This is a genomic window from Fictibacillus sp. b24 (genome assembly GCF_030348825.1).
GTDB lineage: Bacteria > Bacillota > Bacilli > Bacillales > Fictibacillaceae > Fictibacillus.
On sequence record NZ_JAUCES010000005.1, the window covers coordinates 2,424,228 to 2,449,016 of the forward strand.

The following is a 24,789-nucleotide window of genomic DNA, read 5'->3' on the forward strand; positions in this document are numbered from 1 at the left end:
CTGAACGAGCTTCCGACGTCATCTAGATTTATAGAAATAGGGTTCATTCTATAAAAAAGCACACCTTTCAAAAAAAAAAGGTATGCTTCCTTAACATTATTTAGCTTCTTGTGGCTCTTTATCGTAGATCGGAACCCAGCCTTCTTTTGATTTGAAAATTCGTACCGCTACTACTTTGCGGTCTGCTTGCAGTGTGAAGTAATGACGGAAGTTTTCTGGAACCGAGATCAAGTCTCCTGGCTCTAGTTCTACATCAAAAAACCTTCCGTTTGGCCCTTCAATGGCAAAAATCCCGTGTCCTGAAACGATAAAGCGAACTTCGTCATCTGTGTGGTGGTGTTCTGCTAAAAAATTTTTCAGAAGTTCATCTAAGTTCGGTGTTGCGTCAGAGAGAGAAATTACATCTTCAGTAACATATCCTCTGCGCTCAGAAATATCGTCGATCTCGCTGCGGAAAGTTTGAATCACTTCTGCTTTATCTTCATCACTTAACGCGTAGTTCTCGCGAAGATGTGCCGGAAGCTTTTCAATGTCCCATTTTTCGTAAATAACTTCCTGTGAGTTTAAATAAGCTTCTACTTCACTTTGGTTTTCAATTCTTTCGTTGTTATCATGAAATCGTAGTTGTGCCATTTTTAACGCCTCCAAATGAGTTATTTTTATTAAAAAAAGATAGAGTTTGCAATTTTAAGTGGTAAGAAAATAAAAACTCAAAAGCTTCTAGGTGCTTCTTCGCTTCAAATGCGTTTCTGCCCCATACAGTGATACCGTGATTTCGAATAAGTACTGCTTTCGTGTCAGGCTTTATTACTGCACCAACGGCTTCAGAAAGCTTTATTAAATCTGCATAATTTTCCACGATAGGAACAGTTATTCTGCCGTCTTCTTCCCAAATTCCGAATGCTTTAATCAGCTCCTGACCTTGGAAAGTAATTTCCCCTTGATCTCCATACAACTCTGAGATCAAGTTGTTCTCAACCGTATGAACGTGCAAACAGCAGCCAGCATCTGTTAAGCGATAGACTTCACAATGAATGCCTGTTTCTGCTGAAGCTTTAAGTTGAGTTTCTTCAACTGGTCTGCCATACTCATCAACTAGAAGAAAGTCTTCAGAAGTACGTTTCGTTTTATCCTTTCCGCTTGCTGATACATAAAAGGCAAGCGGTGATTCACTGACTTTTATAGAAACATTCCCGCTTGTGCCTGGAAACCAATCTCGTGCAGCGAGTTCATCTTTTACATCAGCAAGCTCATTCCAGCGCTGTTGTTTACTCAACTTCGTACACCTCTTTTCTCTAATGCATGAATAATGTCATGAAACGTTTCAAAAGGTGTGTAAGAAATTTGGTTTTCCTCACATTTTTCAATCAGGTAGTCTCTTGCAAAAACGAAGTCAGCTAATTTGGAAGCTTGCAAATCGGTGATTGAATCGCCGATTACAATTTTTTCTGCATCTCTGTACTGATGATCCAATCGACGAATGACAGAGGGCTTGCAGCAGCCGCAATCGTTCGTACACAAATCATCACATGCGTTCGGCCATAGAATTTTTATCGTGTCACCTGAAAAGTCACTAGCATTGCAGATAATGTGCTCAGGCATAATTTTGTTTTCCAGGACAGGATTGACAAAAAAATCAATTCCCCCGCTTACGATATAAAGCGGTATTTTTTCAGCTTTGGTAAAATCAATAAACTCCTGAAAGCCGTCTCTAATCTTAGAACGGGTTAATACGAATTCGATAATTTCTTGCTTTTTATCTGAAGATATTCTTGAAAACATCCTTCCAACCCCTTCACGGATGGAGATGGTTTCATTCAATATATCTTTCACGATTGGTTGCCAGCCATCAGGCGAAAACTCCTCCATGATCGCGACAATGTTATCCTTTTCGGTAACTGTGCCGTCAAAATCGCAAAAGATTACAGATCCATTTCTCGTCATTTAACCGGCACCCCTCCCCATAGCTCAAGGGCTTTTTGAAGTTCAGCGTGTTTCTCTGCGTATTGTTCAAAGTCTTCACCTTTCACAACCGCATCTACAGCCTGACGGAACGCTCTTGCACCGCCTGCTGCTCCATCAGGATGCCCATGAATTCCGCCACCTGCATTAATGACGCTATCTACGCCAAAATCGTTATATAAAACGGGAGTTAAACCTGGGTGGATACCTGCTGACGGTACCGGGAATGACTTTTTCAGTGAAATAACGTCTGTCGTTAATGAATCAGCTATGCTTAATGTTTCATTGCGATCGAGCGCCACACTTCCATATGGAGACGGGAACAACACAAGGTCAGCTCCAGCATAGCGAAGCAGTTTTCCTAGCAAAACTGAATACCCGATTCCGTAAAGGGAAGATGAGCCAATCGCTCCCGATAATGCCGGATGCGCCATGATTGGCAGCGGAATCTCTTTGTCCTCTGCCAATTCTTGCAGCACATCTGGCCCATAGGACAGAACGTTGAACAATAATGCATTCGCACCTAATTCTGCTGCGCGTCTTGCTTTATCACGAAGCTCACTTGTTCTGCCTGTCAGGTTCACCGCATAAAGTGTCTTTTCACCTGTACGATTCTGAACGGAATCCAACACTTCTTTTGCCGTCTTAATTCGTTCTTCAAAAGGAGTAAGCGGATTGTCAAACAAAATTTCGTCATCTTTTACAAGGTCCACGCCGCCTAATGCCTGTTCATAAAGCTGCTGTTTAAAGAATGAAAGGTCTTTACCAAGAACTCCTTTAAAGATGCTCATTACAAGAGGGCGATCTTGAACACCAAGAATATCTCGTATTCCGGAAATACCGTATTTTGGACCTGGAAAACTTTGTTCTAACTGTTTATCAAATTCTAAATCTATCAGCTTGATCTCTCCATCTAAAGAAAGCTTTCCGAAAACTGTAGTAAGGATGGCCGGGAGATCGTTAGAAAAGTTGGCTGAAGGATATGAAATCTTTAGCAAACCTCTAGTTCTTTTGCTGCCTAGATACTGATCAGCAGCTACATCTCCAGGAAGTTCAATCACTTCTTCAACGATTCCTTTATGTTTTAAAAGTTGATCCTGCTCGAGCTGAGGAAGATCTGTCCAGGAACCGACGGTCAGACCGAGTGCAATTCCTTCTGCTTTTTTCTCTAAGTTTTCTTTTTTGTCATGTACTAAGTACGTCGCTGTAATTTTACTCATGTTGGTTTAACTCCTTTCAAACGCGCAAAAAGCCCCTTCACGAGGAAGGGGCGTCATAATAGTGACAGTTCCGCTTCCTCTTATCTCTCAGCCTGATTTCGTAAGGCTGCAAGAATTAGCACCGTTTTCAGCTAAATAAAAAAGCTGAATGGTTGCCGGGTTTCATCGGGCTAGTCCCTCCACCTGCTCTTAATAAGAGTGCAAATTGTTAGAATATAATTTTAATTGTGATTATGACAGGGCATGAAGAATCTGTCAACCAATTTTTTTCTAGAAGTTGCTTTTAAGATATACTTTGTTGCTCTTGAGAGTGGTTGATTTCCGTTCCAGGTGCTCCCTTTCCGCGGGGCAGGCGGTGAGCCACATTCGTTACGTTTCACTTTTAAGTGTCTCACTTGTCTAGTTGCAGTGGCTAGCCCCTCGAGGTCAAAAGCTAAATGGTCCAGAAGGCAAAGAGCGCCTTCCTAGCCCATTCACCTTTTGCTTGTCGGGGCTGAACGAGCCACTTCCACTTTTCGTACTGCCCGCTCGTCCCGCAGGAGTCTCGCATCTTCCACTTCAATCAACTGTCCATGAAGGAACTTTTAAAATAGCCTTCTAAAACAGCCTAGTAATTCTGTCAGCAGCTTCAATCAATCGTTCTTCAGATGTCAAAAGGCCAGCGCGGACATAGTTGTCGCCTTCACTTCCGAACCCAATTCCTGGTGCAACTACAACGTGGGCTTTCTCCAGCAAATAGTCTGCGAATGTTTCAGATGTGTATCCTTCTGGTACAGGAAGCCAGCAGAAGAAGGATCCTTTTGGAGCTTCCACGTTCCATCCGTTTTCATTCAAACGCCCGATGAACGCATCACGTCGTCTTTCATAAGTCTCGACCAATTCATCCACACATTCCTGTGAACCGTTCAGTGCTTCTGCTGCTGCATACTGCACCGCTCCAAACAAGCTCACATAAAAATGATCTTGCAGCAGATTAATAGATTCGATAACAGATGCGTTGCCGACAGCAAACCCAACGCGCCATCCTGCCATGTTGTACGTTTTAGAAAGCGTATAAATTTCAATTCCTACGTCCTTTGCTCCTTCAGCTTGTAAAAAGCTAATAGGTTTTTCCCCATCAAATCCGATCGCACCATACGCGAAGTCATGACAAACTAAAATATCATGCTTTTTAGCAAGCTCGATGGTCTCTTCAAAAAATGCTTCACTGGCTACTCCAGCTGTCGGGTTATTCGGATAGTTTAAAAACATAAGTTTTGCTGCATCAAGCACCGAATGTGAAAGTTCATCATAACGCGGCAAAAAATCGTTTTCTTGCCGAAGCGGCATCGTCTCCATTTTCGCTCCTGCCATCGCTACACCTGACCAATAGTCCGGATATCCTGGGTCCGGAACGAGCGCAACATCCCCTGGATTTAAATAGCACTGTGATAACTCTACTAAACCCACTTTTCCACCAAAGAGTACGGCAACTTCTTTCTCTGGATCGAGTGACACACCATATTCTCGTTTATAAAAATCTGCAGCTGCCTGCTTCAAAAATCCATGTCCGCGAAACGGTGAGTATTTATGATAATCAGGTCTGTCAGCCCCCTCTTTTAGAGCTTCAACAATATGCTGAGGCGTTGGCTGATCTGGATTTCCTTGTCCAAGATTAATAACGTCATAGCCTTGTTCTACATAGTGAGATACTTTTTTTACAAGCTTGGCGAAAAATTGCTCTGGCAGCTTCCCCATTACTTCGGCCTGTTCAAAACGTTTCACATCGATCACTTCCAGTCTAATTTGAATGTTCTTGAAATTCTAATCAGTTATGTTATACGCTTAAGGAAATTCTGTAAAGACTTTTTTACACGATGGGGGTCCAATTATGAAAATTGCCTGTATACAAGTAGATGTCCAGTATGGCAATCCTGATAAAAACTATGAACACATTGACACTAAAATACGTGAGACGGTAAATGCGCATCATCCTGATACGATTATTCTGCCAGAACTTTGGGATACAGGATATGACTTAACTCGCTTAGATCAGATTAGTGATCACTATGGAGAGCGTGCTAAAAACTGGCTAAGCAAACTATCAAAAGAGCTTAATATTAATATTGTCGGTGGATCTGTCGCGTTTCGGGACGGCAACTCTGTATACAATACATCCCTTACTTTTAACCGAAACGGAGAGCATATCGGCACTTATTCAAAGGCTCACCTGATTACGCTAATGGAAGAAGAGAAATACATCTCACCTGGAAAAAACAGCAGTCTGTTTACAATTGACGGCAATCTTTCTTCTGCTGCAATCTGTTATGACATTCGTTTTCCAGAATGGATTCGTGCACCGTTTGTTAATGGAGCAAAAATTTTGTTCGTTCCGGCACAGTGGCCGATCCAAAGACAGACACACTGGAGGGCACTTCTTATCGCGCGTGCTATTGAGAATCAATGCTATGTTGTCGCGTGTAATCGTGTCGGGAAAGATCCAAACAACACGTTTGCTGGTCAATCCATGATTATTGATCCTTGGGGAGATATCATTGCTGAAGCTTCTACCCATAGTGAGGAGATTCTGACAGCAGATATTTCTCCGAGTTTAGTAGACGAGGTCCGTTTGAAGGTTCCAGTATTTAACGATCGACGAACCGATCTTTATTAATTTTTTTTAAAATTTGTTGTTGACAGAACTTACTATCACGTTGTAGTATAACGATTATGAATTGTGCGAATATTAACACGCATTAAAAAACGAATATTTTGGTCTCTTATCAAGAGCAGGTGGAGGGATATGGCCCGATGAAACCCAGCAACCGACCGTAATACCATTGTGAGATGGGGCGCCCGCATTATACGGGGAGCCGCTGATATGATTTCAGCGTATGGCACGGTGCTAATTCCGGCAAAACAACATGTTTTGCTAAGATAAGAGGCGCGGGAGAACTAACATTCCGAGCCTCTTTTCTTATACGAAAAGAGGCTCTTTTTATTTACAATCTTTTCTAAATTATAATGGATTGCTGCTTTTGAATTGTTTTCTCTCTTCATTGCAAGTTGGTTGTAGCGCAAGGTTGCCGACTCCTACGGGACGAGCGGTCATGTGGAGACTCCTAATGGCGCAAAGCGGCAGGAGGCTCACCGTACGCCCCGTGGAAAGCGAGCAAGCTGGAGCGGAAATCAACTACTTTCAGAGCAACAATGTACACAAAAACAGCTTTTATTCCAAAACATTCCGGGGGGAACAAAAAATGAGCGTACAAGTAAAACCTACATATGAACCGTTAAACGAACTAACAGTCCTTGAAGTCGTGAAACCTCTAGATTTCTTTGATGAAGCTGAACAAAACAGCTTGTCTGTTAAAGAAATCGGTGATGGCAACCTCAATTTAGTCTTTCATATCGAAAACCCAGATTCAAAAAAAGCATTAATCGTTAAACAAGCACTTCCCTATGCAAAAGTGGTTGGTGAAAGCTGGCCTCTTACTCTTGACCGAGCAAGAATTGAAAGTGAAGCTCTCTTAAAAGAAGCTGAATCGGTTCCACACCTCGTTCCCAAAGTTTATTATTCAGATTCAACATTAGCTGTTACCGTCATGGAAGATCTGTCAGATCATGTAATCCTTCGTAAAGGACTCATCGAAGGTCAAACATACCCAACTTTGGCTGAGGATATTGGAACATTTGCTGCTAAAACAGCTTTTTATTCCAGTGACTTTTATCTGCATCCATTTGAGAAAAAAGAACAAGTCGGACGTTTTTCAAACCCTGAACTTTGCAAGATTACCGAAGACTTAGTTTTTACAGATCCGTTCTTTAATCATGATACGAACGATTTCCCTGATGAACTTCAAAATGAAGTCGAAAAAATTTGGAATGACAAAGAACTGCTTAAAGAAGTAGCTCAACTGCGATTTTCGTTTTTAACAAAAGCTGAGATCCTGCTTCACGGTGATCTTCATTCAGGCAGTATCTTCGTTAAAAATAATTCTACTAAAGTGATCGATCCTGAGTTTGCTTTCTACGGACCTGCTGGTTTTGACATCGCTCACTTTATAGCGAACCTTGCTCTTAACCACCTGTCACAGAACGCACATGCGAAAGAGCCGTTCAATCGTGAATCTTTACAGTCTTACCTTTTACAAACCATCGAAAAGACGTGGAATACGTACAGCGAAACATTTACACAGCTGTGGAACGAGAAAGCGACGGATCCTTTTGCTAAGACAGAAGGCGTTTTAGAGAACTTCTTACAAAAAACGTTCCAAGAAGCAATCGGTTATGCAGGCTGTGAAATCATACGTAGAACAATCGGTCTTGCCCATGTTGCTGACCTTGACACCATTCCGCAAAAAGAAGTGGAGCTGTTTTATAAGAAAAAAGCATTAGAGCTTGGAAGTGCTCTTATTAAAAACCAAAGTAAAATTACAAACATCACAGAATTGACTGACTGGATTAGAGGTGCTTAAGAAATGACTGTAGCTGAAAAATGGGTTCCTTCTGTTCGTTACAGAGGCGATCATCTGCTTATATTGGATCAACAACAACTTCCCCACCACACCGTTTACTTGAATGTAACGACGATCGAACATGTATGGGATGCAATTTCAAAGCTAAAAGTTCGCGGAGCTCCCGCGATAGGTATAGCTGCCGCTTTCGGTCTTGCGCTATGGAGCAATACAGAAAAAGAAAATGACCTTCAGCAGTTTTTACCGAAACTGCTATCACAAAGAGACTATCTTGCCTCTTCCCGTCCAACTGCTGTTAATTTATTTTGGGCGATCAATCGTGTCGTCGCTTCAGCTCAAGAGGCATCCACAGTTACAGAGGCGAAGAAGAGAATTGAAACAGAAGCCCTCTCTATTCAAGAGGAAGATGAAAATACGTGCCGCAAAATCGGTGAATACGCCTTGTCCCTTCTGCAAAACGGAGATGCAGTAATGACGATTTGTAATGCTGGCGCTATCGCTACAAGTAAATACGGTACAGCTTTAGCTCCGTTTCATCTTGCTAAGGAAAAAGGATGGGATTTATCTGTCTACGCTAACGAAACGCGACCTGTTCTGCAGGGAGCTCGTTTAACGGCTTGGGAACTTCAAGCAAATGATATTGATGTGACGCTAATTACCGATAACATGGCGGCACATACTTTGAAAACAAAAAACATTAAAGCTGTAATTGTAGGCTGTGATCGTGTGGCGGCAAATGGAGATACGGCAAATAAAATTGGTACGTTCGGGCTTGCTCTTCAAGCGAAAGCTCTTAACATTCCCTTTTATGTTGCCTGTCCCCTCTCTACCTTAGATCTAGGAACAGCAAGCGGTGACGACATTCCAATCGAAGAGCGTCCGGAAGAAGAAGTTACACATTTAAACGGTGTCCGTATCGCTCCTGAAGGGATAAAAGTATTCAACCCCGCTTTTGACGTAACGCCAGCGGAATACATTTCAGCAATCATTACGGAAAAAGGCATCATCAGAGGTAATTACAGTGAGGCACTGTCAACACTTAAGGAGGAACAAAAGTGAAACCATATAAAGTATTAGCAACAGCATTCTTAACAGCTTCTCTGCTTTTAACAGGCTGCACAAGTGAACAAGATGCACTTAACAATAAAACGGAAACAAAACCAGCATCAGCAACTGAATCAAAATCTAAAGAAACGAAGTCTGCAGCAGCATCGAGTGAAGTTCCAAAACAGCTTCAAAAACCATTAAAGATCGCATCCATCAATCAATTTTCGATCGGCACATTCTCTTCCCAATATATTAGCGGTGTGAAGAAACAGGTTGAAGAATTTGGTGGTGAGGTTCAAATCTACAACGCCGATAACGACCTTTCAAAAATGGCTGCTTACGTAGAAACCGCCGTTAACCAGCAAGTGGATGGCATCTTAATCGACCATGGCCGGGCTGATGCGATTGCTCCGAGTGTTAAGAAAGCGGTTAAAGCCGGCATTCCAGTTGTCGCGTTTGATAGTGACATCAACATTCCAGGTGTTACCGTAATCGACCAGGATGACTATAGCCTCTCTTGGAACGCTCTTAGATCGATGGCTCAAGATCTAAATGGTAAAGGTGAGATCGTCTATGTGTGGGTTGGCGGTTTTACACCGATGGAAAGAAGAAACGTGATGTATGAGGCATTTAAGAAACGTTATCCATCTATAAAAGAGATCGCACGTTTTGGTACGGCGACGCAGAACACAGCTCTTGATACACAATCTCAAATGGAAGCCCTTCTTCAAAAATATCCGAACAAAGGTGATATTGATGCCGTATTTGCTCCATGGGATGAATTTGCTAAAGGTGTGACTCGTGCGATTCAGCAAGCGGGCCGCGATGAGATTAAAGTGTACGGAATCGATTTAAGTGATGAAGATCTTCAATTGATGCAAGAAGAAAACAGCCCATGGGTGTCTACAGCAGCAACTGACCCTGCGGATGTCGGGAAGCTGCAGGTTCGCTTCCTGTACCAGAAGGTAGCTGGAGAAGAAACTCCTCAAATCTATAGCGTTCAGCCGCATCTTGTTGAAAAAGAAGATCTTCCAAATTCTAAAGTATCCATGGATGAGATCAGTAAGTACGTGGAAGGCTGGGGTAAATCAGAAGCTGGCACTTCACCTTGGATGGAAAACTTAAAGAAGGCGAATCAATAATGACTATACTCTCATTAACTTCTATACAAAAGTCGTTTGGTGATCAAACTGTACTAAAAGGAGTGGACTTTACCGTAGCTAGCGGTGAGGTCCATGCTCTTTTAGGAGCAAATGGTGCAGGAAAAAGTACATTAATGAAAATTTTATCCGGTGATTATGAACGAGACGGGGGCATCATCACGATAGATGAAAAGAAACAGCACTTTAAAACTCCTGCCGATGCTAAGGAAGCTGGCATTGAAATGGTTGTGCAAGAGGTTGATACAGCTCTTGTTCCTTCCTTAAGCATTGCAGAAAACGTTACGATGAATGCTTTCATCACGGGACCGGCATTCTTTTCGTGGAGAAAACGGCATAAACGGGCTAAGGAACTTTTAAGAAGAGTTGGTTTGGACCTTGACCCTTCCCTTCCCCTTTCTCATTGTTCATTAGCTGAAAAACAGTTAGTTCTTATTGCAAAAGCTCTATCTCGTGAAATATCATTTATTATTCTCGATGAACCTACAGCTGCCCTTAGCACGAAAGAAGCTAAACACCTTTTTAGCGTACTTCGCGAACTTCAAAATCAAGGCGTCGGAATTATCTATATTTCCCACCGATTACCCGAAGTAATGGAGCTTTCAACTCAAGTTACGGTCTTAAAAGATGGCTACGTCACGCTTAAAAATGAAACTTCTAAATGTACATCGGAAGAAATCGTGCGGGCAATGTTAGGAAACGAACTGGTTGAACTTTTAAATGACGATGAAGACCGCGTTTTGGGAGATAACCTGTTAGAAGTTAAGAATTTTAACGTCCCTGCTACAAGTGAACGTATTTCATTGTCAGTACGAGAAGGAGAGATCGTTGGCGTAGCTGGCCTTGTTGGTGCAGGAAAAACAGAAACAGCAAGAGCTCTATTCGGCGCTGATCCGTCAGGTGACTATCTATCTATTAAAGGTAAAAAGATAAGAATTACGAACCCTCTAAAAGCCATCTCTTCAGGCATTGGATTTGTTCCAGAAGAACGCCGTAAAGAGGGCATACTCGTTGATTTTAACGTTGTTGAGAATTTAACTCTGCCTGTATTAAAACAGTTTACGAAGTTTGGTTTTATTCAAAAAAAACAAGAAAAAGCTGAAGCTGAAAAATGGATCAAACAGCTTGGCATTAAGACACAAAAGTCATCTCTGCTTCTTAATCACTTAAGCGGAGGTAATCAGCAGAAAGCTGCTATTGGAAAGTGGCTATTAAATGACGGAGAGGTTTTCATTTTTGATGAGCCAACAAAAGGAATTGATGTAGGAGCAAAGCAAGATGTGTTTCAATGCATTAAGAATTTAGCGCAAAACAAAAAAGGCATCCTCTACTTCACGAGTGAAATTCAGGAGCTGCTCGCTTTTTGTGACCGGATCCTCGTTATGTACGATGGAAAAATTGCTGGAGAACTGAGCAAGAAAGAGGCTACAACCGAAAAAATAATGCACTATGCAACAGGAGGTCATTATGGCACAGTACGTTCATAAAGAACATGTAGAGAATGACATAAACAGAACGAAATACACATTTCAAGAGAAGATATTTCCCTTTCTCTATCGATACGGAACACTTCTTGTTATTTTATTAACAGTAATTGGCTTTAGTCTTGCGAATGACAAGTTCTTAAGCTATCAAAACTTTACTGATATTCTGCGTTCCGTTTCTATCATTACATTGCTAGCGATCGGTGTAACGATTTCTCTTATTGTCGGAGGCTTCGACCTTTCAGTAGGTTCAACTGCTAGCCTTGCGACCGTTACGAGTGCCGCTGCTCTTGTACTGTATCGCCAGGAAACGATTATCGCCATTCTAATCCCAATTGTTATCGGACTTTTAGTAGGTCTATTAAACTCGTTCTTCGTTGTTAAGGTAAGGCTTCCAGATCTTCTGGCAACACTTGCCGTGATGTATATCATCAACGGCTTGCATTTGACGTTCACAAAAGGTTTTTCTATCTATAACAACATGCCCCTAACAGAGGGTGGAACAGCTCCTGGTGTCTTTCTTCCTTCGTTCCTTTTCATTGGACAGGGGGAGATTTTATCAGTTCCAGTACCTGTTATTATCATGCTGATCGCCGTTATTGTTGTTCACGTGATTCTTCAGCAGACCCGTTTTGGCAGATTATTATACATTACAGGTGGAAATGAAGAAGCTGCACGATTATCCGGTGTTCCTGTTCAACGCTATAAAATGTATGCCTATCTTTTATCTGCGTTCTTTGCCACGCTAGCAGGTATCTTATTGGCATCCCGAATCGGTACGGGTCAGGTGTCTGCAGGAGCTCCTCTGTTAATGGATGGTGTTGCTGCTGCCTTTATTGGTTTCTCGGTATTTGGAGCAGGAAAACCAAACGTGATTGGTACTTTTATCGGAGCTGTTCTTATAGGAATTCTACTAAATGGTCTAACCATGCTGAACGTGCCATATTATGCACAAGATATCGTGAAAGGATCTATTCTTATCGGCGCTTTAGCGTTTATGTATTACGAGAAGAAAAAATAAGGCTTACTTGAAAACTTTGTTTATTCATCAAAAGCACGAAGAATAAAACGGTTCACAATGAAAGCATGCATCGTAATTCAATTGCTTTTAGAAGCTGTATTCTTAAGGCTGTTCCATCGCTGACTTTCAAAAGAAAACCTCCTGAACAGTTGATTGGAGTGTAAGGTGCGAGACTCCTGGGGGATCAGCGGGACAGGTGAGACACCTAAGAGCGAAGCGCCGAGGTGGCTCACCGCACGCCCCCCGGAAAGCGAGCACCTGTAACGGAAATTAACACCCAATAGCCTTGCTTTAAAAACAGCACACCCATTAGTGATCTGAACCCAAAAAGTTAGACACTAGGATTTTAGGCAGCCTCTGAGGTATGAGTTCGGTATTGAACCGGGCTCATGCCTTTTAATTTTGCCTTAATCCGTTTGTGGTTATAGTATTGAATGTAATTCTCCAGTTCAATCTTAAAATGTTCCATACTCTCAAACTCGTTTAGATAAAGCAATTCAGATTTCAATAAGCCAAAGAAGCTCTCCATGGCTGCGTTATCCAGGCAGTTCCCCTTGCGGGACATACTTGGGGTAATCCCGTGCTCTTTCAGTGCCTGCTGGTATTCCTTCATCTGGTAATGCCACCCCTGGTCGGAATGAAGGATGGGGGATTCTTCTTCGTTCAATCGTTCAAAGGCTTTATCGAGCATTTTTGAAACCAGGGAATATACAGGGCGGTGTTCCATATTGTAGGCGATAATTTCGCCGTTGTATAAATCAAGTACCGGTGAAAAGTAAAGCTTTTCACCGTGTAAGTGGATCTCCGTCACATCCGTTGCCCATTTCTCATTAGGACTTGAGGCGAAGAAATTGCGCTTAATCTTATCAGATGCAATACGGCCTGCCTGCCCACGGTAGGAACGGTATTTCTTCAGCCGTACGAGGCTTTTTAATCCGAGCTGCCCCATGATGCGGCGGACCGTTTTGTGATTAATGCCGATCCCCCTGTTGCGCAGCTCGAGGGTGATGCGGCGATACCCGTAACGCCCTTTGTGCTCGTGGTAGATTTCCGCGATGACCTCTTTGATCTCCTTGTATTTATCCGGCCGGTCCATTTGTTTGACCCAGTAGTAATACGTGCTGCGTGGCATCCCAGCTGCTCTTATTAGATCCCTCACCTTATGCTCTTGCCTTAACTCATGGATTATTTGCGCTTTGTCCTGTTCGGTGATTTTTCTCTTTCTTGAATTAAGGCTTGTAACTTTTTTAAGTAGGCATTTTCCGCACGCAGACGCTCATTCTCAGCCTTCAATGCCTGTTCAGACCCCTCAGGTGGTGCTGAATTCTTTGGTTCTTGTGGTTTCTTTTTCATAGTCGGACGCCCCTTTTTCTTTGGTTTGAGAGCGTCCGGCCCTTCCTCCTCCACCTTCCTTTTCCATGAGAGGATGTTTTGTGGCGAAGGAATCTTAAAAACAGCTGCCGTTTGCATAAGGGACGCTCCATTGTCGTTCATGTATTGAAGTACGTCCATTTTAAATTGAATATCGTAATTTGTATAGTTGGTTAGAAGTCCTTGTTCTCCGTTTGCCCTATATTGGTTTACCCAGTTACGGAGAGAGAAGAGACTTGTATTGAACTGAGAGGCGATCTCCCTCAATGAAGCCTTTCCTTCAAGGTAAGCAAGGACAGACTGTAATTTCAACTCAAATGAATACTTAGACATGAAAAAAACTGCACCTCCAATTGTTAGTGGTGTCTAACAATTGGGGGGCAGTTCATAGGATGTGCTGTTTTTTGATGTCATATATTCTTCTAAAAATTGTTCGGCTTCACATGCTCGCATCGGCTTACTGATGATATATCCTTGTGCTGTATGACACCCGTATTCACGGAGCAGCTTCATTTGCTCGTATGTTTCAACACCTTCTGCTACCGTTGAAAGCGAGAGCCCTTCACACATCATAATAATAGCCTTAATGATGGCAGCGTCACTTGTGTTGAAGTAATCATCGCTTAAATGTCTGATAAAACTTTGATCGATCTTTAAGTAATCAACCGGAAAATCCTTTAAATAGCTAAGAGAGCTATAACCTGTACCAAAATCATCAATAGATAACCGAACACCCAGTTCTCTTAATTCTTCCATAATGCTAATGCTGTATTGTACATTTTGAATCATTGTACTCTCTGTTAACTCTAAATGAAGATATTCTGCAGAAACCCCTGCAGTTTCAAGCGCTTCTTTAACTTCATAAACAAAAGATAATCTTTGAAACTGCCTGCCTGATACGTTTACAGAGATTGATAAATGATGCGCTCCACCATCATGCCATCGTTTTAACTGTTTACAAGATTCCATCAGAACAAAACGGCCAATTTCATCAATGAGCCCTATCTCTTCTGCTAACGGTATAAATTGCATAGGAGATATTAGACCAAGTTCCGGATGGTTCCATCTTACAAGAGCTTCAAATCCTATGACCTTGTCAGTCTTCAAGCAATATTGCGGCTGAAAATACGGTTCAAGTTCTCCTTTTTGCACCGCTTTTCGCAAAAAGCCTTCCAGCTTTAGCCGTTCAAGTGTAAAAGCATTCATCTCATCTGTAAAAAACTCTCTCTTCCCGCGCCCTTTTTCTTTTGCTTTATGAAGCGCAGTATCTGCATTTTTTATAAGCACATCAGCACTTGTACTATCATTTGGATAGACGCTGATACCGATTGATGTACTCACTGTATACTCTTGTCCATCTAAATAGATAGGCACCTTAAGTGCTTCCACAATGCGGTTTGCCGTATCAATGATGTCAGCTGGTTTATTCATTGATGTTAAAACGAGCGTAAATAAATCACCTGCAAATCGGCATAAAAGATCTTGGCTATTGATGACTTGCCTTAGCTGTTTACTTACATGTTTTAACACAACGTCTCCGATATGATGCCCCAAGCTTTCATTAATGATTTTAAAATGATCAATATCAATAAACATTACTGCAAGTTTGTCGCGCGAATAATCACTCTCTGAAACAAGCTCGCGAAGTCTTTTTTCAAACAACCCGCGGTTTGGCAGTCCCGTAAGAGAATCATGAAATGCTAACTGTTCAATCTCTTCCTCTGCTTTTTTCTGCCATGTAATATTTTTTCCGATACCATACACCCCTACTACCTGCTGATTGACTACAATTGGAATGTTTGTAATGCTGCTTAAAATATGACTGCCGTCTTTTTTCTTGATGCTCGCAACAAACGTTTGTGGCTTATCATGCACAGCGAGCCTGAAATGTTCCACAACACGCTTATGATCTTCTTCACTTACGAAATTAAGGGCGTGAGATTGAAGCATCTCTTCTTGTGAGAATCCTAAAGACTGAACGAGTGCGTGATTTACACTCGTAATGAAACCAGTCAAATCCATGGAATAGATCATATCTGGATTATGATCAAACAATGATTTGTAGCGCTGTTCAGATTCTAGCAGGTTATCATTCAGCTCTTCCATCTCTTTTGTGCTCGATTGGATCAAATGAGAGAGTGCGAGCAAGTCATCTATTTCTTTTGACTGTTCAGGAATGGTCGAATCAAACTTTTTTTGCAGTGTCGCATCATTCGATTCACTCACAGCAAGTATCGTTAATGCGTGTGACAGCATCTGTAAGGTGGTGCCATCATGAAAGTATTCTCCGTACGTAAAGAACCCAACAGTTGGGACAAACTGATCAATCACTAGAAATTCTTCTTCTAATGTACTGTTTAAAAATCGTCTTCTCGCCATGCATGAATAAAGGAATATAGCTTCAGCCGGCTTATCCTGAATCTCTTTCGTTACAAAATCAATACTTTTTAAAGAGAGTGCTGCATCTCTATAGCCGATTTGAATCTTAGTGCCTAAATTTATTTTCTGATGAAACTGAATAGGTTCTCCAGGATTCGATGATTTTATGGATAACGGATGATAGGTTTTACCTTTTTTTATAATTAATGGATATTCTAAGGCGGAAGCAGGCAATTTATCTGCAATTTCCTTACCCATATATTGTTTATAAAGATCATAGATCGATCTTCCTTCAATCTCCAATTCTCCATCAAGAGATACATCTGTTACCGTGAATACTTTACCCGCTGGTTTCCATTCTGTGTAAGAATGTGTATGAAGATAGAGGTCTTCACTATCAATAGCAGCTGCGACTACCCCTTTATCAAAAACACCTGTCTCTGTAAATAGAACAACATTTTCATATTGTCCGTTATCTCCCCCGTTTCCACCAGCGATATAGACATTTGGAGCTGTCTCATGAAATGCTTGCAGAAACGAAGAGCTTTCCATGTGCATACCATCACCGAAAGCAAATACAAGTTTTGTTGAATTCTGAATGACTTCTTTAGCTAAACTTATCCCTAAGTCTCTGCTGTTCTTGTTTTGCTCTAGTGGAATATAGAACGTTCTCGGAACAGACTTATTAAAAACAGAAACAGAAATAACCGTTTCCCCTGTTGTGACACGGCCGCTTAATATCTCACCATCTGTTGTAACACCGATTATCTTAGCCTGAGGTAAACTAAACAACAGTTGCTTACGCAGATCATTGATCCACTGCTTATCAACCCTGCCTGTAAAAACTTGAATTAAGATGTTTTCATGTTTTTTAAGTTTATTTTTAACGATCCACTTTTGTAGATCCATTTCACTTTTAAATAAATAATTATGGGTTTGCATGCTTACACCTCATCTGTCAGGAAAACGCATTTTATGAAAAGTTATACTAATCCCCTTTAATATCGGTGTACATTCCGCTTTGTTAACAAAAATACATGCTGGTTAATTTATCCAATAAAAAAATCGCCCACTAATGCAGGCGATTTGATTTCCTATCCAATAACAGCGTAACCATAGAATAATACTAATATTAAAGACACCCAGAAGAACACCCAGTTCAACATACGGCCTTCACCGCGTTTTCTTTGTACAAGGATGATTTCCATTAAACCAATCAGTACAAGTCCAAGGGTACCTTTAATAATTAGCGGCCCTTTATTAACAATTCCTGGGTCCGTTAAGTAGCTGGCGAGTATGTGTCCACCTGTTGCAAGGACGGCTAAGTACAAAACTCGCAGAATCATGTGAAAAATTTTTGATTTTTTTTCGGCATTTTTTTTGTATAGCATATACGTTACAAAGAACAAAATTAACGCCAGAAACCATGATGTAACATGAACATGAATCATAAATATATCCTCCTATGTATAATTCTCCATATAACTATAACACGAACTCCATAGAACTAGGCAATATAAAGAGTTACCCCTGTAAAGTAAGCACTTTCATTGCTATAATAGCAATGTGAGAAATCTTGCAGAATAGAGGTGTTTCCTTTGAAACAGACAGAAACGAAAAATACGGAAACTGTAATTTCTAAGACGGAACAATATGGTGCACAAAACTATCATCCGCTTCCAATCGTAATTTCGAAAGCTGAAGGTGTATGGGTAACAGATCCTGAAGGTAACCGTTACATGGACATGCTTAGTGCGTACTCTGCGGTTAACCAAGGTCACCGTCACCCTAAAATCATTCAAGCATTAAAAGACCAAGCGGACAAAGTAACGCTTACTTCACGAGCTTTCCACAATGACCAACTTGGTGATTTTTATGAAAAAGTATCAAACTTAACGAAAAAAGACATGGTTCTTCCGATGAACACAGGTGCTGAAGCTGTAGAAACAGCAATTAAAGCTGTTCGCCGCTGGGCTTATGATGTAAAAGGTGTTGCTGACAACCAAGCAGAAATCATCGTTTGTGAAGGTAACTTCCACGGACGTACGATGACTGCGGTTTCTATGTCATCTGATCCTGACTATCAGCGTGGATTTGGTCCAATGCTTCCTGGTATCAAGCTTATCCCTTATGGTGATCTTGATGCATTAAAAGCAGCGATCACACCAAACACAGCTGCATTCATTCTAGAGCCGATCCAAGGTGAAGCTGGAATCGTTATTCCACGCGAAGGATTCCTAAAAGAAGCGCTTGACGTATGTAAAGCCGAGAACGTTCTTTTTGTAGCAGATGAAATTCAATCTGGATTAGGCCGTTCTGGTAAAATGTTTGCTTGTGACTGGGAAGAAATCGAGCCTGACATGTACATCCTAGGAAAAGCACTTGGCGGAGGCGTTATGCCGATCTCTTGTGTAGCCGCTAACCGCGAAGTACTTGGCGTATTCAACCCTGGTTCTCACGGATCTACGTTCGGTGGAAACCCATTATCTTGTGCGGTATCTGTCGCTTCAGTAGACGTGCTTGTAGAAGAGAACTTAGTTGAGCGTTCCTTTAAGCTTGGGGAGTACTTCTTAGGCGAGTTGAAGAAAATCGACAACCCAGTCATTAAAGAAGTACGCGGAAAAGGCTTGTTCATCGGAGTTGAATTGAACGAACCTGCTCGCTCATATTGCGAACGTTTAAAAGAGCAAGGATTGTTATGTAAAGAAACACACGAAAACGTAATTCGTTTTGCTCCTCCTCTCATTATTTCTGAAGAAGATCTTGATTGGGCGATCGAGCGCATTAAAAACGTACTTTCTGTGTAATTTTATAGGGGGCTGACTCTTTGTTGGAGTCAGCCTTTCTTTTTTAGCTTAAAATACATAATTAAAGTTCAGTTTCGGACGGCGAAACTGTTTCCAGCCGATACCACATGGGGTATTATGCAGTATCAGAGATGTTGACTCCACAAAAAACAGGATCCAATCCACGAGTTTTGGATGTCAATCCACGAGTTTTGGCCTCCAATCAAAAAGTTTTTGTGGTTTATCCACGAGTCTACAATCCTCGACAAAACGTGCACTGCCAAATACCCCTCTATATACAAAAAGAAGCAGCCGCAGCTGCTTCTTTTTTAAATTCACCTATAGAGCTTTCACCATTCCGCCGTCAATCAACAGTGACTGACCGGTGATGTACGTGTTCGCTCCAGAGCATAAAAACACGACCATCTTCGCAAATTCTTCTGGCTCACCATAACGCCCAAGCGGAATGCTGCTTTCCAAGGCAGCTTTCACCTCTTCTGCGGAAACGCCTTTTTTCTCGGCAACCATCTGATCTAATTCACCGACGCGATCTGTTCCAATTCGTCCTGGACCGATCGTGTTGATTAGAATGCCGTCTTTGCCCAGCTCTTGAGAGAGACTTTTTGATAGTCCGTTAATCGCTGTACGGAATGTGTTTGATAAGATAAGTCCATCGATCGGTTGCTTAAAGGAAGAAGACGCGATGTTCACAATGCGTCCACCACCATTTTTTCTCATGTTCGGCGTTACCGCACGAACAGATCTAATTAGACTCAACAGCGTTAATTCGAATGCACCCTGCCAATGCTCATCTTCAAAATCATTAAACGTGCCTGCTGGAGGTCCTCCGGCATTGTTTAACAGCACATCGATACTGCCTAGCTTATCTACCGTCTCTGCCACTAATTCATCAATCTCATTACGCTGCGTGATATCGCAAACTTTAAAATGAACGACAGAACCTGTTTCACTTTTGATCTCTTCTGCAGTCTTAGAAAGCTGCTCTGCATCACGGCTTGTCAACATCACGTTTGCGCCTTCTTTTGCAAACTGCAATGCACACGCTTTTCCAAGCCCTTTACTAGAAGCAAGAACTAATACATTTTTTCCTTTTAACCCCAAATCCATTTGGTCATCACCCAATTTCTTAAATAGTTTTTATAATACGTAGCTTACGTATTTTGTCTCCAAGTACGCTTCCATACCTTCTACTCCGCCTTCTCGGCCAAGACCGCTCTCTTTCATACCGCCGAACGGTGCTTGTGCAGCAGATGGAACACCATCATTCCAGCCAATGATTCCATAATCAAGTCCTTCAACGACTTGTGTTCCTTTGGACATGCTTTCTGTATATACGTATGCGGCTAATCCAAAAGGACTTGTGTTTGCGAGCTTGATGCCTTCTTCGACAGAACTGATCTTATGGATTGGAATAACTGGTCCAAACGTCTCTTCATTCATAATGAGCATATCTTGTGTAACGTTTTTAAGAACAGTTGGTTCATAATAATACGCACCTTTTTCTGCTCTGCCTTTACCGCCTGTAACACACTCTGCACCATTTGAAACAGCGTTTTCCACATGTTCAGAAATTTTTTCAAAGCCATCTTTATTGATGATTGGTCCGATGTCCGTACCTTCTTCAAGACCGTTACCCACTTTTAGTTTCTTAGCTTCAGCCGCAACAAGTTCTACAAACTCATCGTATACGTTTTCTTGAACATATACGCGGTTAATACAAATACAGGTTTGACCAGCGTTACGAAACTTGGAAGCTACAATTCCTGCGACTGCTTTTTTGAGATCTGCATCTTCCAGCACAACTGCAGGTGCATGACCGCCTAATTCCATTGATACGTTCTTAACCGTTGCTGCACTCTGTTCGATTAATTTTTTTCCAATCTCAGTTGAACCAGTGAACGTTACTTTTCTAACTTTTTCAGAATCCATAATCGCTTTTCCGATCACAGACGATGATCCAGTTACAAGATTGATAACGCCTTTTGGAAAGCCAGCTTGATCGGCAAGTTCTACTAGCTTGATAGCTGTTAGCGGCGTTTCTTTTGGCGGCTTCACGATAAATGTGCAGCCTGCAGCGAGTGCAGGGCCTAACTTTCTTGTGATCATCGCAGCCGGGAAGTTCCATGGTGTGATCGCTGCAACAACTCCAACAGGCTGCCTTAACACTTGCATTCGTTTATTTTCAGCACTTGAAGGAATCGTTCGGCCGTACACACGCTTTCCTTCTTCTGCGTACCATTTGATAAAGGAAGCGGCATACATCACTTCACCAACAGATTCTTTTAAGGGTTTACCCATTTCAAGCGTCATCAGTTCTGCTAGTTCTTCCTTTTGTTCAATCATCAAATCATGCAGTTTCATGAGGTATTCAGCTCGTTCATACGCAGTTAATTTGGACCAGCGAGGAAATGCATCGTGTGCCGCATCAATCGCTGCATCTGTTTCTTCTTTTCCACCAGATGGTACTGTTCCCACCACTTCACCGTTTGCAGGGTTATATACCTCTATTTTTTCAAGTGAGTTTCCTGTCCATGAACCGTTAATATAAAGCAGCTTTTCCATGTGAATTCCTCCTCTATGTAACTAGTTAATTCGACTTCATTCTACTATTTCATTACGAAGCGTCCCGATTCCTTCTATTGTAATTTCTATTGAATCTCCCACTTTCAAAAATACGGGCGGCTTTATTCCCTTTCCAACTCCTGCAGGTGTACCTGTGGCGATAATATCTCCTGCTTCGAGCGTCATCCCTTTTGAAAGTTCCTCAATCATGGTTGGAATATCGAAAATAAAATCAGACGTGTTCCCGTTCTGTCTTACTTCCCCATTTACTTTTGTAACAATACTAAGATTCTCAGGACTTGGGACTGCAGAGTGATGTACAATCCATGGCCCCATCGGACATGTCCCGTTTAAACTTTTTCCAAGTAAAAATTGCTTATGTCTTTGCTGAAGATCACGTGCTGTTATATCGTTAATAATCGTATAGCCAAACACATGGTTCATCGCGTCATTCTTCGTAATACCTGTACCCGTTTTCCCAATAATTATCGCAAGTTCTCCTTCATAATCAAGTTGATCTGTAATGGAAGAATGACTCGGTATTCCTTCATCGTGACCAATTACAGAGGTTGGAGCTTTAGAAAAAACCATGATATCTTCGGGAATATCTGCTTCGCTTCCCATTTCAATTGCGTGATCTCGGTAATTTTTCCCGATGCAAAAAACATTTTTACTAGGACGCGGAATAGGAGCTAGTAGTTTTATATCGCTCAATAAGTATGTATGTTTTACCGCTTCCTCCATGCTGTCCAATTTCTCTGCTTTTTCTAAAAAACCATCACCTAGAGAGATCGCTTCACGTAAAGTTGCCGGAAGGTCCACATTCTTGATGCTTGCAAGACTTGATAGATCGATAACCTGATCCTCTTTAGCTAAACCGATAAAGTGCTGCTCATTACGTATTGCTGTCACAAATTTCATGGTCAATATTTCCTCCTCTAAAACGCTTACACCGTAATTAGTTCTACTATATAGTGCCAGCCTCTGAACCGTAAAGAAATTTGCTGTATGAAACGGGCCAAATCAGGTTTTTGATTCGTTATAAAATATGATAAAATAGTATGTCATCTAAAACGCCCTTATCTTGGGTTACAATAATGAGGTTATTAATATGAAAACTGTACTAAGTACGCTAAATGCTAAATATATACACACGTGTCTTGCGCTTCGCTATTTAAAATCATATAGCGAGCCTGAATTTCCTGTAACGATTCGTGAATTTACAATTAAAGACCCTTCTCTTAACATCGTCACCGATCTTTACAGTCAAGATCCTGATGTTCTCGGATTTAGCTGCTACATCTGGAATATTGAAGAGACGATAAAAGTCATCCAGATGTTTAAGAAGATTAAGCCTGAAACGAAAATCGTCTTAGGTGGACCTGAAGTTTCTTATGATGTCGCGCATTGGCTCGAAAGCATCCCTGAAGTAGATTTTATCGTTGTAAATGAAGGTGAGGAAACATTCAAGCATCTGTTAACTCAAATTCAAAACGATGCTGGCTTTGAAACCGTTGCTGGTCTTGCTTACCGAAAAGACGGGAAACCTAAGATCAATGGACCGAGAGAAAAACTCGACTTAAAGACTGTTCCATCTCCTTTCCGCTTTGAAGAAGATATTCAGTCTCTCTCAAAACGTATTACTTATTTTGAAACGAGCCGAGGCTGTCCTTACTCTTGTGCTTTTTGTTTATCATCGATCGAAGTAGGCGTACGTTATTTTGATCCAAAACTTGTGAAAGACGATTTGATCTTTTTGATGGATAACGGTGCGAAGATTATTAAGTTCGTTGACAGAACCTTCAACATTCGCAGAGACTATGCACTTGATATGTTTTCTTTCTTAATTGAAAACAGAAGGCCAGGCGTCGTTTTTCAGTTTGAGATTACAGCCGATATCATGAGACCTGAAGTGATTGAGTACTTGAATGAACATGCTCCAAAAGGATTGTTCCGTTTTGAGATCGGCGTTCAATCTACGAATGATGCAGTAAACGAACTCGTTCAGCGCCGGCAAAACTTTGAGAAGCTTACTCGTACGGTAACAACTGTGCGCGACGGCGGAAAAATTGTTCAGCATTTGGACTTAATCGCTGGATTGCCTGAAGAAGATTATAACTCGTTTCGTAAAACATTTAACGATGTGTTTGCGTTTGGAATTGAAGAAGTGCAGTTAGGCTTCTTAAAAATGTTACGAGGAACAGGGCTTCGACTTACAGCTAAAAAGCATGATTATGTGTATATGGATCATTCTCCATATGAGATATTAGGAAATAACGTGTTAACGTTCGATGAGATCATCCGCATCAAACAAGTTGAGGATGTGCTGGAGAAATATTGGAACGATCACAGAATGGATCATACGGTAAAATACTTGATTCATAACGTGTTTGAGTCACCGTTTGACTTCTTCCAAGAGTTCGGAACGTATTGGGAAACACGGGGCTGGTCGAGAATCGGTCATCAGCTGGAAGACCTGTTTAATCGTTTAATCGCTTTTCTAAAGGAAGCTGCACCATATGCGTTGCCTGTTGCCGAAAGTTTGATGAAGCTCGATTACTTAGAGCGTCAGCAGTTTAAGCCGCGTAAGCCTTGGTGGGAAAACACACAAAACAAGGAAGACACATCTAAGATTTTATCTGTGCTGGCTCAAAGTCCAGAACTAATCAAAGGATTTCCTGCCCTTTCTGAAAAAGATTTGCATAAGCACGCTTTTGTTACAGAAACAACAGTTGATCCGTTGTCACAAGAGCTGCAGGCGAAAGATGAAAACTTTTTGCTTATCGCTTTGTTTGATCCTAAGCAGCAAAGCACTAGAATATTTAGCACTTCAAAAGAATCACTGCAAGTAAAAAGGGACGCGTAAATCACGAGGTTCACTGAAAAAGTCCCTAAACAATAGGTTTGGTGCGGTGATTTCCGCTCCAGGGTACATGCTTTCCGCGGGGCGGGCGGTGAGCCCCCTGCCACTACGCGCCTTAGTGGTCTCACCTGTTCCACTCGTCCTAGCCGTAGTCAGTACCCTTCCGCTCCAATCACTACATGTTTGCATTATAAACCAAAAAGAAAGGATCAAATCAACTCCAGTTACGAGGTGATTTGATCCTTTTTCTGAGTAAACTAGTAAAGACTAAGGAATTTCACGTGTCCAGCTGCTACAACAAATCTTTTAGAAAGATTTACCCCAACATTTTTTGTTTTAGGTCATGAGTTTTTCTAATTCTCTTCTTGGACAAGTTGACTGGAGTGGAAGGTGCGAGACTCTCGGCTAGGACAGGCCGGCAGGTGAGACACTTAAGAGTTGAACGTACGAATGTGG

General features: G+C 41.6%; 21 protein-coding genes and 2 riboswitches. Of the genes, 9 read left to right on the top strand and 12 right to left on the bottom strand.

Annotation, left to right across the window (positions count from 1 at the left end):
• Positions 1-96 precede the first annotated feature (96 nt).
• The 6 genes from QUF49_RS12550 to QUF49_RS12575 all read right to left on the bottom strand — a co-directional run bounded on the left by QUF49_RS12550 (position 97) and on the right by QUF49_RS12575 (position 4,946).
• Positions 97-633 carry a 1,2-dihydroxy-3-keto-5-methylthiopentene dioxygenase gene (locus QUF49_RS12550; RefSeq protein WP_289495952.1) on the bottom strand — a complete coding sequence of 179 codons (537 nt, stop codon included), beginning with the start codon at positions 631-633 and terminating at the stop codon, positions 97-99.
• Entirely contained in the window at positions 611-1,276 is a 666-nt protein-coding gene (locus QUF49_RS12555) for a methylthioribulose 1-phosphate dehydratase (protein ID WP_289495953.1), read from the bottom strand. Before QUF49_RS12555 ends, QUF49_RS12550 begins: the two co-directional genes overlap by 23 nt.
• Complete coding sequence (locus QUF49_RS12560; protein ID WP_289495954.1) at positions 1,273-1,944, bottom strand: 2-hydroxy-3-keto-5-methylthiopentenyl-1-phosphate phosphatase; 672 nt, start codon at positions 1,942-1,944, stop codon at positions 1,273-1,275. The genes QUF49_RS12555 and QUF49_RS12560 overlap by 4 nt, the downstream gene beginning before the upstream one ends.
• Positions 1,941-3,182 carry a 2,3-diketo-5-methylthiopentyl-1-phosphate enolase gene (locus tag QUF49_RS12565; protein ID WP_289495955.1) on the bottom strand — a complete coding sequence of 414 codons (1,242 nt, stop codon included), beginning with the start codon at positions 3,180-3,182 and terminating at the stop codon, positions 1,941-1,943. The genes QUF49_RS12560 and QUF49_RS12565 overlap by 4 nt, the downstream gene beginning before the upstream one ends.
• A 77-nt stretch (positions 3,183-3,259) precedes the next feature.
• A riboswitch (SAM riboswitch) is annotated at positions 3,260-3,381 on the bottom strand.
• A gap of 22 nt (positions 3,382-3,403) precedes the next feature.
• Complete coding sequence (locus QUF49_RS12570) at positions 3,404-3,577, bottom strand: hypothetical protein (RefSeq protein ID WP_289495956.1); 174 nt, start codon at positions 3,575-3,577, stop codon at positions 3,404-3,406.
• 202 nt (positions 3,578-3,779) lie between these two features.
• A complete protein-coding gene (locus QUF49_RS12575; RefSeq protein WP_289495957.1) occupies positions 3,780-4,946 on the bottom strand; it encodes a pyridoxal phosphate-dependent aminotransferase in 1,167 nt (388 codons plus the stop codon).
• Between the two features lie 106 nt (positions 4,947-5,052).
• Between QUF49_RS12575 and QUF49_RS12580 the strand changes: the two genes are divergently transcribed.
• The 7 genes from QUF49_RS12580 to QUF49_RS12610 all read left to right on the top strand — a co-directional run bounded on the left by QUF49_RS12580 (position 5,053) and on the right by QUF49_RS12610 (position 12,351).
• On the top strand, positions 5,053-5,835 hold the full coding sequence (locus QUF49_RS12580) for a carbon-nitrogen family hydrolase (protein ID WP_289495960.1): 783 nt from the start codon (positions 5,053-5,055) through the stop codon (positions 5,833-5,835).
• A 103-nt stretch (positions 5,836-5,938) separates the two neighbouring features.
• A riboswitch (SAM riboswitch) is annotated at positions 5,939-6,105 on the top strand.
• Positions 6,106-6,273: 168 nt separating this feature from the next.
• A complete protein-coding gene (locus QUF49_RS12585; RefSeq protein WP_289495961.1) occupies positions 6,274-6,450 on the top strand; it encodes a hypothetical protein in 177 nt (58 codons plus the stop codon).
• Positions 6,422-7,639, top strand: coding sequence for an S-methyl-5-thioribose kinase (mtnK, locus tag QUF49_RS12590; RefSeq protein WP_289495962.1), 1,218 nt, complete (start codon positions 6,422-6,424; stop codon positions 7,637-7,639). The genes QUF49_RS12585 and mtnK overlap by 29 nt, the downstream gene beginning before the upstream one ends.
• 3 nt (positions 7,640-7,642) lie before the next feature.
• Complete coding sequence (gene mtnA / locus QUF49_RS12595) at positions 7,643-8,698, top strand: S-methyl-5-thioribose-1-phosphate isomerase (protein ID WP_289495963.1); 1,056 nt, start codon at positions 7,643-7,645, stop codon at positions 8,696-8,698.
• On the top strand, positions 8,695-9,828 hold the full coding sequence (locus QUF49_RS12600; protein WP_289495964.1) for a sugar ABC transporter substrate-binding protein: 1,134 nt from the start codon (positions 8,695-8,697) through the stop codon (positions 9,826-9,828). The genes mtnA and QUF49_RS12600 overlap by 4 nt, the downstream gene beginning before the upstream one ends.
• Positions 9,795-11,333, top strand: coding sequence for a sugar ABC transporter ATP-binding protein (locus QUF49_RS12605; protein WP_289495965.1), 1,539 nt, complete (start codon positions 9,795-9,797; stop codon positions 11,331-11,333). The genes QUF49_RS12600 and QUF49_RS12605 overlap by 34 nt, the downstream gene beginning before the upstream one ends.
• Positions 11,314-12,351, top strand: coding sequence for an ABC transporter permease (locus QUF49_RS12610; protein WP_289495966.1), 1,038 nt, complete (start codon positions 11,314-11,316; stop codon positions 12,349-12,351). The genes QUF49_RS12605 and QUF49_RS12610 overlap by 20 nt, the downstream gene beginning before the upstream one ends.
• A 346-nt stretch (positions 12,352-12,697) precedes the next feature.
• Here the strand turns inward: QUF49_RS12610 and QUF49_RS12615 are convergent.
• The 3 genes from QUF49_RS12615 to QUF49_RS12625 all read right to left on the bottom strand — a co-directional run bounded on the left by QUF49_RS12615 (position 12,698) and on the right by QUF49_RS12625 (position 17,552).
• Positions 12,698-14,055, bottom strand: a protein-coding gene (locus tag QUF49_RS12615) for an IS3 family transposase (RefSeq protein ID WP_289495501.1) whose coding sequence is annotated in 2 segments (ribosomal slippage) — positions 12,698-13,587 and positions 13,587-14,055 — 1,359 coding nt in all. Because the reading frame shifts where the segments join, the coding sequence is not laid out codon by codon here.
• A gap of 33 nt (positions 14,056-14,088) precedes the next feature.
• Positions 14,089-17,043: a bifunctional diguanylate cyclase/phosphodiesterase gene (locus QUF49_RS12620; RefSeq protein WP_289495967.1), complete on the bottom strand. Its 2,955-nt coding sequence runs from the start codon at positions 17,041-17,043 to the stop codon at positions 14,089-14,091.
• 152 nt (positions 17,044-17,195) lie between these two features.
• Entirely contained in the window at positions 17,196-17,552 is a 357-nt protein-coding gene (locus QUF49_RS12625) for a YisL family protein (protein ID WP_289495968.1), read from the bottom strand.
• Between the two features lie 147 nt (positions 17,553-17,699).
• Here QUF49_RS12625 and QUF49_RS12630 point away from each other — a divergent pair, with 147 nt between their 5' ends.
• Positions 17,700-18,908 (top strand): ornithine--oxo-acid transaminase, encoded by a 1,209-nt coding sequence (locus tag QUF49_RS12630; protein ID WP_289495969.1) that lies wholly within the window; start codon positions 17,700-17,702, stop codon positions 18,906-18,908.
• Between the two features lie 318 nt (positions 18,909-19,226).
• On the opposite strand, the gene QUF49_RS12635 is transcribed toward QUF49_RS12630, so the two are convergent.
• From QUF49_RS12635 to QUF49_RS12645, 3 genes are read right to left on the bottom strand one after another with little or no spacing between them, the layout of a single operon-like run.
• Positions 19,227-20,015, bottom strand: coding sequence for an SDR family oxidoreductase (locus QUF49_RS12635; RefSeq protein WP_289495970.1), 789 nt, complete (start codon positions 20,013-20,015; stop codon positions 19,227-19,229).
• A gap of 30 nt (positions 20,016-20,045) precedes the next feature.
• The gene (locus QUF49_RS12640) at positions 20,046-21,470 is read right to left on the bottom strand and encodes an NAD-dependent succinate-semialdehyde dehydrogenase (protein ID WP_289495971.1); all 1,425 of its coding nucleotides are present in this window, start codon (positions 21,468-21,470) and stop codon (positions 20,046-20,048) included.
• A 36-nt stretch (positions 21,471-21,506) separates the two neighbouring features.
• Positions 21,507-22,391, bottom strand: coding sequence for a fumarylacetoacetate hydrolase family protein (locus tag QUF49_RS12645; RefSeq protein ID WP_289495972.1), 885 nt, complete (start codon positions 22,389-22,391; stop codon positions 21,507-21,509).
• 190 nt (positions 22,392-22,581) lie between these two features.
• On the opposite strand from QUF49_RS12645, the gene QUF49_RS12650 reads away from it, so the two are divergent.
• Positions 22,582-24,336 (top strand): B12-binding domain-containing radical SAM protein, encoded by a 1,755-nt coding sequence (locus QUF49_RS12650; protein ID WP_289495973.1) that lies wholly within the window; start codon positions 22,582-22,584, stop codon positions 24,334-24,336.
• Positions 24,337-24,789 lie beyond the last annotated feature (453 nt).